The sequence below is a fragment of the Dyella sp. genome (genome assembly GCF_036568765.1).
Classification (GTDB): Bacteria; Pseudomonadota; Gammaproteobacteria; order Xanthomonadales; family Rhodanobacteraceae; genus GSA-30.
In genome coordinates this window covers 1-9,636 of sequence record NZ_DATCRY010000140.1, presented here as the reverse complement: position 1 = coordinate 9,636, position 9,636 = coordinate 1, and the positions used below count along the sequence as shown (strand labels likewise).

Sequence of the window (9,636 nt, the reverse complement as noted above, 5' to 3'; positions counted from 1 at the left end):
CGCTAATTGGCCGCTAATGATTTTAGCTGCGCGATTGCGAAACGAGACATCCATCCTAGTTGACCAAATCTACCGAGATTGGATACCGAATCTCAAAAGAAAATGGCTGATTTCAAAATCACAACATTCCGGTGAGGCGCTAAATGAGAACCCCTCATTCACATCCTGCAGATGAGGGCAACGCGAAACCGTGCAAATGGTGTGAAGAAATGTATCAGGCCATTAACAAATCAAAAGGATTTCAGCAATGGGACTAGCTAAGTATTTTATTTTCAATAAAAAATGCTACATCCAATGGGATATCCCAAGCCGAAAAACGGAGTACAGGCGCGTCATCAAGGTCGACTGGAATCTGCCAGATAAGTTTTGTGAAGATATCGATGACGTTTTCGCCCTCAACGCCCATCATCCGGCGGCAGCCAATACGCTCGACCCTTGGCAGTTGTACTTCTTTAAGAAAGACGAGTTTGTAGTGTACGCCCCGGCCACCGATACCGTAGAGGGAGCAGACGGCCCGAACGCAGGGATTCGAAAAATCTCCGAAGGGTTCCCTGGGCTGGGCGGCGCGGGTGCGGAAGGCTTCGATGCCGATATCGATGCCACGGTTCACGTCTATCCGGACAATAGCAGCAGCTATGTTTATTTCTTTAAAGGAGACAAGTACGTAATTTACGATCTTGTCCACAAGAAAGTTCATACTGCCGCCACCAAGATTGCCACTCTGTGCCCCAAGTTGACAGAGCTGGGCTTCGACAAAGATCTGGACTCTGCTGTGATGTGGAGCAGCAAAGTCAATGCGTATGACATCTTTGCCCTCTTCAAGGGCGGGCAATACGTATATCTCCACAAGGGTACTTCGCTAACGAAGAAGACCTTTGCTTCCGGCCCTGGCGAATTGAAGGCCGATTGGGACGGCGTCGAGCAGGTGGACGCTATTGTTCAGGTCGGTCAGGAAGCACACCACAACGACTCGGGCAAGAACACGGGCGGCTACACAGGCGACAAAAAGCACGGCCCTGGCCCGGGAGATTGCGACTGCCATGACGACCCCAAGCCGGGCCCGAATCCCGATCCCGATCCCGATCCCGATCCCGATCCCACGCCCGATCCTGACCCCAATCCCCACGATTGCGATTGCAAGGGCCGCTGTGGCGATAATGATTCGGGCAAACAGTGCTTCGATCTTCCCGCCAATACCCAGTTTGGCATCACTGTGTTCGCCAACACCACGGCTCACAATCAGACAGTAAAACTGTTTGTCGACGACAAGTTGGTAGATACATTTAACGGCAAGGGCCAGAACAATACGCCCATGCTCAATGCATCGAAATCCAACGCAGGCGTTTACAGCTCCGGTTCGGGCAAGGTTTGCATTCAAGTGGAAGCCGACGGCAAGCCCTGCAAGCTGCGCTACGTCGACGACATTCTGGATCGCAGGCCGGGAGTCATCATGATCGGCGCAGAAAGCGGCACCGACAATGACTACAACGACAGCATCGTATTTCTGAATTGGTCGCTGCAATGACGGCGCGCCGGGCGTCTTGATGCCGACAGGCGCCTTTCATAAGTGCCTGCCGAATTTCTCAATTCGCAGAGCGCTGCAATCTCTCGCTTAGCCAATCACTCAGGAACTCTATCATGTTGAAAGAAATCACCGATTTCAGCAACAAGGATCTCAACGGCTGGACGCCACGCCTGGATGAATTCAACCCTGCTCACAGGCCAAATTGGATCCTTACCGACAATTACTACAAACAAGACCTCGGCGGCATGGCATTTGTCGTCCCCACCCAGGACCTGGTCGACAACAGCGGCACGGTACTCGGCAAGCACTTTGATTTCGTCGCCGGTGCCACGTATGAATTCTCTGTGCATACCTTGAGGCTGAATAACGTCAAGCCGTTTCCGGAATTGTCGTTGCGCGTGGGGGCGACAAAGGACGACGCGCCTTCCGATCGCGTTATTACCAGCGCCACTCCAGATACGGGAGCCGGCACCTGGCTCACCGGGTCGTTCAAAGCCGAGAAATCCGACGCTTACTTAAAGATCTTCAACAGCGTTTCCGGAGGAAGCGGAAACGACTTCTGCATTACCGAGATGAAAGTGACGCAAATTACGGATGACTGCGACTGCAAGTGCGGCGGAACGTGCGGCGACAATCCCAACGGCGGGAAGAAGTGCTTCAAGCTTCCGGCCAACACCGACTTTGCTCTCAACGCACTGATAAATTCCGCCGCCACCCAGACCATCAAGGTCTACATCGACGGCGAGGATAAGCCGTCCCATACCCTTACCGGTAGCGGCCTGAAGAACGTCAATCCGGGCCAGATCGTCGCACACACCAAAACTGGGCAGGTATGTGTCGAGGTGAGCGTAAACGGCAAGATGAGCAAGTGGCGTTTTGCCGACAATCCGCTGGACAACAAGCCCGGGTTCATTGTCCTGGGAACCGAGGACGGTAGCGACAACGACTACAACGACACTATTGTCTTCATTAATTGGGGCCTGGGCTGACTTTCCTTGAAGAGGCGCTACGGTAGCGACTTCATAGAAAAGCCACCGATGGCGTTCTAACCATGGAACGGTGAGGGCCGGCAACCGCTTTGCTGGTTGCCGGCCCCTTTAGCGGAAACCGTCGCGCATCGACGCTGTATTGACCGGCAACGTTGGCGGCCGGCCAAGAGGCAAAGACACCTGTCTCGGCTTAAGCCCATCCCTTGTAGGGACACCGGAACGACAGTAGACACGGAGGCCATGTCAGCGGAACCGACGGCGTCCTCACCCAAGCACTTCCGCAAGAACCCTCGAACGGGCATGCTTGCCTGTATCGAAAAACGGATGTGCTCGATGAAACGATCAAGGACCGCCGCTCTTCTGCTGATGGGCGCCACACCGTTGCTGCTGACAGCCTGCGGCGATGACGAGACGACGCGCGAAGGGGTGTATACCTCGGTGGAGACGTGCACCGCGCAGTTGCATGACGCCTCCGCCTGCCAACAAGCCTACGACAAGGCGCGCAACGAGGCTGCGACCGGAAGTCCGCAGTTCGCTTCGCGCGAAACCTGCGAAGCCGACTACGGCGCCAGCCGATGCGAGGAGCGCGCCGATAATGGCGGCCATTCGTTCTTCGTACCGCTGATGACCGGCTTCTTTATCTCGCAGATGCTGCGCAATGGTTCGCCCGTATCTGGCTTCGCCAGCGGGCCGGCGTTCCGCAACGCTGGCGGTCAATGGCAACGCCCGGACGACAAGAGTTCGGTCTACCGCGGCTCCGGCGGCACAGGCTTTGCCGGTTCGCGCAGCATGCGCCCCGTCTCGGTCGTCGCCGATGCGCCCATGACGACGGTCAGCCGCGGCGGGTTCGGCAGCCGCGCGGGCGGACGCGGCGGGTCGGGCGAGTAATGCGTCGCATCGCGATCGCCGAGCGCGCCAACTGGCGCGAGCTCGCCGCCGAGTGCGGATTCGATTTCCACACTCTCGACGGCCAGCCCTACTGGGACGAATCGGCCTACTACGCTTTCTCCCTGCGCGAGATCGAGGACGATATCGAGGCGCCGACCGCCGAGCTGCACGATATGGCGCTGGATCTGGTCGACAGCATCGTCCAGGACGATGCCACGTTGCGTCAATTGGCGATTCCCGAACCCTATTGGGACTGGATCGCCGAAAGCTGGCGCCGCCGCGACCCGCACCTGTATGGCCGCATGGATTTTGCCTACGACGGCACCGGTGCGGCCAAGCTCTATGAATTGAACTACGACACGCCGACCTCGCTGTTCGAGGCGGCGTTCTTTCAATGGCAATGGCTGGAACAACAGCTGATGCGCGGTGCGCTGCCTGCCGGCGCCGATCAGTTCAATTCGATCTACGAATCCCTGGTCGAAGCCTTCGGCAGCATTGCCAGGCAGATAGCGCGGCCCTTCTATGCCGCGGCGGTAGGCCGCTCGGTCGAGGACCAGGGGACCGTAGCCTACCTGCGCGATTGCGCCGTGCAAGCAGGCATCGAGTGCGGCCTCATCGCCATCGAGGATATCGGCATCTCGCAGGATGGGCGCTTTACCGACCTCGACGATCGTGCGATCGGCTGCCTGTTCAAGCTCTATCCGCTGGAAGACATGTTCCGCGAGACCTTCGGCGGCTATCTCCCGCGCGCCGGCATGCAACTGATCGAACCACCGTGGAAGGCTGTGCTGAGCAACAAGGGCATCCTGCCGCTGCTCTGGCAGAAGCATCGTGGCCATCCCAATCTACTGCCGGCTGTGTTCGACGACGCCAGCGCGCTGGCTCCGGGCTGGGTGCGCAAACCGCTGTATTCGCGCGAGGGCGCCAATATTGCGATGCGTTTGCCGGATGGCACCGAGCTGGATTCGACAGGTCCCTACGAGGGCCCGTACATTCGGCAGGCTTATCATCCCCTGCCCGCCTTCGACGGCCGACACGTGCTGATCGGTAGCTGGGTGGTCGGCGATCGCGCTTGCGGGATGGGGCTGCGCGAGGATCGATCGCCAATTACCCGCGATAGCGCTCACTTCGTCCCGCACGCCATTGTCGACGAGCCGGCCATGGACGCTCCACGAGCGACCCTGGTCGCCTAAATACGTCCTGATCGATGCTTCCAGGCAGCGCAGCCGGATGAAACAAGCCGGCCGGCTTGGGCTAAGCTTGCCACTTTTGCAGCGAGGCCTGAGCGTGCGCTCCATTCTGTTTCGCATCATTGGCGTCTTCGAGATCGCCGGTGGCCTGTATGGTGTCGCGCAGATGCTGCGCCGCCTGCTGCCCTTGGGTAGCACGAACGATACCGTGTTCGCGCTGATCGGCCTGCTGCTGTATGGCTTCATCCTGATGGCCGGCATCCTGCTGCTGGAAGGCGGCGACCGCGGCGTGACCTTTTCGCGCTGGGCGCAGATCCTGCAGATTCCACTGATCGCTACGCCGATCTTCACCTATGGCCTGCACGCCACCGCCTTCATCAACGTTTACGCCACCTGGCAGGCGTCCCCGCACCTGGGCCTGGAGTGGCGCTTCGGCACCCAGGGTTTCGCGCTTGCCGCAGCCGGTCCGGCGGTCGCACGGATCGGCGTCAATCTGCTGGCGTTGCTGTCCTGGGTAGCACTCCGTTTGCGCTGAGCGCTTCGAAGCCTGCGCCGGGCGGTATCATGGGCGGATGAATACGCCCGCCAATACGCTTCCCGTCATCCAGCTCAAGACCGACCGCACACCGGGTCATCCGTGGATCTGGTCCGCCCAGGTCAACAAGCCGGCCGAACGCTTGCCTCCCGGCAGCGTGGTAGAGGTGGTCGACGCCAAGGGACGATTCATCGGGCGCGGGTTCTGGAATGGCCATGCGCGCATCGCGCTACGCCTGCTCACCACCGATCCGAACGAAGCGATCGACGCCGGCTGGATCGAAAAACGCATCGCCCAATCGGTGGCACTGCGCCGCGAGCTACTGCAGCTGGACCGCGAAAGCGATGCATGGCGCGTGGTGCATAGCGAGGGCGACGGATTATCGGGCCTGATTGTCGACCGCTACGACGATATCCTGGTGATCGAGTATTTCGCTGCCGGCATGTGGCGCTTCCGCGACGTCATCCACCAGGCGCTGCTCGTGCATTTCCCTCAGGCACGCCTGTATTGGTTCGCTGAAACGCACGTGCAAAAGCAGGAATCGTTCGACTGCCGCGCCATGGAAGCACCCGATGCCGTCCAGGTCCATGAGCACGGCCTGCGCTTCCATGCCGCACCGGGCTCGGGCCACAAGACCGGTTTCTTCGCCGACCAGCGCGACAACCGCAAACGCTTCGCCGAACTGGCCAAGGGCCGGCGCATGCTCGATCTGTGCTGCAACGCCGGCGGCTTTGCGGTGCATGCGATGGCCGCCGGTGCGCGCGAAGCGACCGGGGTCGATATGGATGCGGGGATTCTCGATGTTGCGCGCGCCAACGCGCAGGTCAACGGTGTCGACGTACGCTTCGAACAAGCCGACATCTTCGACTGGCTGCGCCAGGCGGCAGCCCATGGCGAACGCTACGATGCCGTGGTGCTCGATCCGGCCAAGCTCACCCGCGATCGCAATCGCATCGTCGATGCCTTGAAGAAATACTTCGCTATGAATCGCATGGCGCTGGATGTGATCCCGCCCGGCGGATTGCTGCTGACCTGCTCATGCACCGGCCTGGTCAGCGAAGCCGATTTCCTGGAAATGCTGCGCCGCGTCGCGTTGAATGCGGGACGTGAAATCCAGATCCTTCACGTGGCTGGCGCCGGTACCGATCATCCGGTACGCAGCGATGTACCTGAAGGGCGGTATCTCAAGGCCGTTTTCTGCCGGGTGCTCTGAGAAGGCACGCCGCGTATACATCGGCTTGATCGGCTTGGCGCACACTGCGAACGCATGCGCCAGGCCAAGACCCAGACGATCGAGCTCGAAGCACGCCAGCACGCGCGCGAAGCCGGGCTGGTCTACGTATCCGATGCGCAACCCGGTATCCGGCGGCGGCGTGCCGGTAAGGGTTTTTGCTATATCGACAGCGAAGGCCGGCGCATCGCCGAGCCGGCCGAACTCATGCGCATCCGCGCGCTCGCCGTGCCTCCGGCATATGTGGATGTATGGATCTGCCCGAATCCGCGTGGACATCTGCAGGCAACGGGGCGCGATGCGCGCCATCGCAAGCAATATCGCTATCACCCCCGATGGCGTTCCGTGCGCGACGGCGGCAAGTTCGAGCGTGTGATCGATTTCGGCGCCGCTCTGCCGCGCTTGCGCCGGCAGATCGGTCGCCATCTTGCCCTGCCTGGCCTGCCCAGGGAAAAAGTCATCGCGCTGGTGTTGCGCCTGCTCGATGACACGTTGATCCGCGTCGGCAACGAGGGATACGCACGCGACAATCATAGTTATGGCTTGACGACCCTGCGCTCCCGTCATTTACGACAGGAACGCGGACGTCTGCGCCTGCACTTTCGCGGCAAGAGCGGACTGGAACGCGATGTCGAACTGGACGACAAACGCTTGCTGCGGGTGATCCGGCGCGTGCAGCAATTGCCGGGGCAGCGCCTGTTCCAGTACCAGGACGATCAGGGTGTCGCACAACCGGTGGATTCGGACATGGTCAACGATTACCTGCGCGAGGTCTGCGGCGCTGACTTCACGGCCAAAGATTTTCGCACTTGGGGCGGCACTGTGCAGGCGGTGAAGCAGCTGGCATGCGTGCCGCTACCGCAAAAGGGAGGACAGCGGGCACGACGCAGCTTGTTGTTGGAGGCCATACGCCAAGTGGCCGCCGTATTAGGTAATACGCCCGCGGTTTGCCGCGCTTCGTATATCCACCCCACAGTACTCGAAGGCTGGGCGAACGGAAGTCTGCACCGATGTGTGCCAAAGGCGGATGTGACGCATCCAAGGCGCCTGGAGCAATTGACGTTGCGTTTTTTGCGGCGGCGAAGAGCCCCGCTCACCCCGACCCGCTCCCCCGGCAAAGCCAGGGGAGAGGGAGCACACTGAGGTACACCTCAGCCCCTTGCATTTGCACAGCCCTCTCTCCTCCGACTTTGCCAGGGGAGAGGGGGCGAGCCCGCAACACCACGCGCCATCGCCTAAGATAAGCATTCCAGCGGTCGCAACACCTGAGACCGCCCTGACTACACTGTTTCTTGCAGCTTCCCGGAAACACCATGTCCTTGACCGAAATCTTGCTGGCCGTGCTGGCGGTCCTTGCCACCATCGTCCTGGTCCTCCAGGTCGTGCTGCTCTTGCGCAGCCGCAGCGATGGCCTGCATGCACGCCTGGATGCGCTCAAGGACGACAATCGCCATCTGCGCGATGCGCTGGCCCAGGAACAACGCGCGGGACGCGGTGAACAGGCCCAGAACCTGGAGCAATTTCGCGCCCTGCTGCAGGAGCAGCTCAATGGCATGGCCGCGCAGCAGCACGAGCGCATTATCGCGTTCGGCCAGCGCATGGATCTTCTGACCGAGCGTACCGATACCGGCCTGCAACAGCTGGCGCAACGCATGGCCGACGATGCGCGCCGCAATCGCGAAGAATCCGCCTTGGCGCTGGGCCGTTTCGGTGAATTGTTGCAGGACAGGCTGCGCGCCTTGTCCGACGAGAATGAAAAGCGCCTGGTCGAAGTACGTGCCACGCTGGAAAGCAAGCTCAAAGCGATCCAGGACGACAACGCCGCCAAGCTGGAACAGATGCGCGCGACGGTCGACGAGAAGCTTCAGAACACGCTGGAAGCGCGCCTGGGGCAATCGTTCAAGCTGGTCTCCGAGCGGCTCGAAGCCGTGCAACGCGGCTTGGGCGAAATGCAAAGCCTGGCGAGTGGCGTGGGCGATCTCAAGCGCGTGCTGAGTAACGTGAAGACGCGCGGCATGCTCGGCGAAGTGCAATTGGGTGCCTTGCTTGAGCAGATGCTCGCGCCCGATCAATACGAATCGAACGTGGTCACGGTTCCCGGCAGCGCCGAACGTGTGGAGTTTGCCGTGCGCATGCCCGGCCCCGGCGACGAGGCACCAGTCTACCTGCCGATCGATGCGAAATTCCCGATCGAAGATTACCAGCGCCTGCTCGAGGCGCAGGAAGCCGCCGACGTGGCAGCTGCCGAACAGGCCGGCCGCGCACTGGAATTGCGGGTACGCGAGGAAGCCAAACGCATTCGCAGCAAGTACGTCGCCCCGCCGCATACCACCGATTTCGCACTGCTGTTCCTACCGACCGAAGGCCTTTATGCCGAAGTTCTGCGCCGGCCCGGCCTGTTCGAACTCCTGCAGCGCGAACACCGCATCACCGTCGCCGGTCCGACCACATTGACCGCCCTGCTCAACAGCCTGCAGATGGGTTTCCGCACGCTGGCCATTGCCAAACGCAGCAGCGAAGTGTGGACCCTGCTCGGCGCCGTGAAAACCGAGTTCAGCAAGTTCGCTACGGTCCTCGAGCGCACTCATAAGCAGTTGGAGACCGTCCAACGGAGCATCAGTAGCGCGGGGCAGCGCACGCGAGCGATCGAACGCAAGCTGCGCGGCGTGGAAACACTATCGGACGATGCCAGCCAGCAATTGCTTGGGGACGGGCTGCCCGAACTCGACGAGCCCGATGAAGGGCAACCCGAATGATTTCTTGCCGCTAACCCTGTTTCTCCATCCGCTTCGTTCCATCTCCCAACGCATCCACTGCCGGATGCATGACGGAGCACTTCCATGAAGGCGTTCGGATGGATGCTGGCCTGCGTGGCCGGCCTGGGGTTTGCTGTGCCTGTGTACGCGGTAGGGCGGTTGATCGACGTCAACATCGTCGACCGCGACACCGGCGCAAGGCTGCCGGTCTACAGACACCTCGGGCGCTACTACGTCGCCGGGGAGCCCGGCCATCGTTATCGAGTGGATCTGCGCAATTCCGGCGACGACGCCGTGCTGGGTGTGCTCTCGGTCGACGGGGTCAATGCCATTACCGGCGATACCGCGAACTGGTCGCAACCCGGCTATGTGCTCGATGCTTACCGCACCTTCTCCGTGCTGGGGTGGCGTAAGAGCGACGAGCAAGTGGCCGGCTTCCTGTTTACCGATCTGGGAGCAAGCTATGCGGCGCGAACGGGACGTCCGGATAACGTCGGCGTCATCGGCGTGGCGGTATTCCGC

General features: G+C 60.8%; 8 protein-coding genes and 1 pseudogene. All 9 read left to right on the top strand.

Annotated elements, in window-relative coordinates; all coding sequences use genetic code 11:
- The first annotated feature begins 247 nt into the window (after positions 1-247).
- On the top strand, positions 248-1,525 hold the full coding sequence (locus VIM98_RS10185) for a fucose-binding lectin II (protein ID WP_331992993.1): 1,278 nt from the start codon (positions 248-250) through the stop codon (positions 1,523-1,525).
- 113 nt (positions 1,526-1,638) lie between these two features.
- Entirely contained in the window at positions 1,639-2,514 is an 876-nt protein-coding gene (locus VIM98_RS10180; RefSeq protein WP_331992992.1) for a fucose-binding lectin II, read from the top strand.
- A 333-nt stretch (positions 2,515-2,847) separates the two neighbouring features.
- Positions 2,848-3,402: a DUF1190 domain-containing protein gene (locus tag VIM98_RS10175; protein ID WP_331992991.1), complete on the top strand. Its 555-nt coding sequence runs from the start codon at positions 2,848-2,850 to the stop codon at positions 3,400-3,402.
- Positions 3,402-4,595 carry a glutathionylspermidine synthase family protein gene (locus VIM98_RS10170; RefSeq protein ID WP_331992990.1) on the top strand — a complete coding sequence of 398 codons (1,194 nt, stop codon included), beginning with the start codon at positions 3,402-3,404 and terminating at the stop codon, positions 4,593-4,595. The genes VIM98_RS10175 and VIM98_RS10170 overlap by 1 nt, the downstream gene beginning before the upstream one ends.
- 94 nt (positions 4,596-4,689) lie before the next feature.
- Positions 4,690-5,127, top strand: a complete 438-nt coding sequence (locus VIM98_RS10165; RefSeq protein ID WP_331992989.1) for a hypothetical protein — start codon at positions 4,690-4,692, stop codon at positions 5,125-5,127.
- A 37-nt stretch (positions 5,128-5,164) separates the two neighbouring features.
- Positions 5,165-6,340 carry a class I SAM-dependent rRNA methyltransferase gene (locus VIM98_RS10160; protein WP_331992988.1) on the top strand — a complete coding sequence of 392 codons (1,176 nt, stop codon included), beginning with the start codon at positions 5,165-5,167 and terminating at the stop codon, positions 6,338-6,340.
- 54 nt (positions 6,341-6,394) lie between these two features.
- Positions 6,395-7,501: a DNA topoisomerase IB gene (locus tag VIM98_RS10155; protein WP_331992987.1), complete on the top strand. Its 1,107-nt coding sequence runs from the start codon at positions 6,395-6,397 to the stop codon at positions 7,499-7,501.
- A gap of 170 nt (positions 7,502-7,671) precedes the next feature.
- Positions 7,672-9,114: a DNA recombination protein RmuC gene (gene rmuC / locus VIM98_RS10150; RefSeq protein ID WP_331992986.1), complete on the top strand. Its 1,443-nt coding sequence runs from the start codon at positions 7,672-7,674 to the stop codon at positions 9,112-9,114.
- Positions 9,115-9,198: 84 nt separating this feature from the next.
- A pseudogene (locus VIM98_RS10145) lies at positions 9,199-9,636 on the top strand (hypothetical protein); the annotation flags it as partial.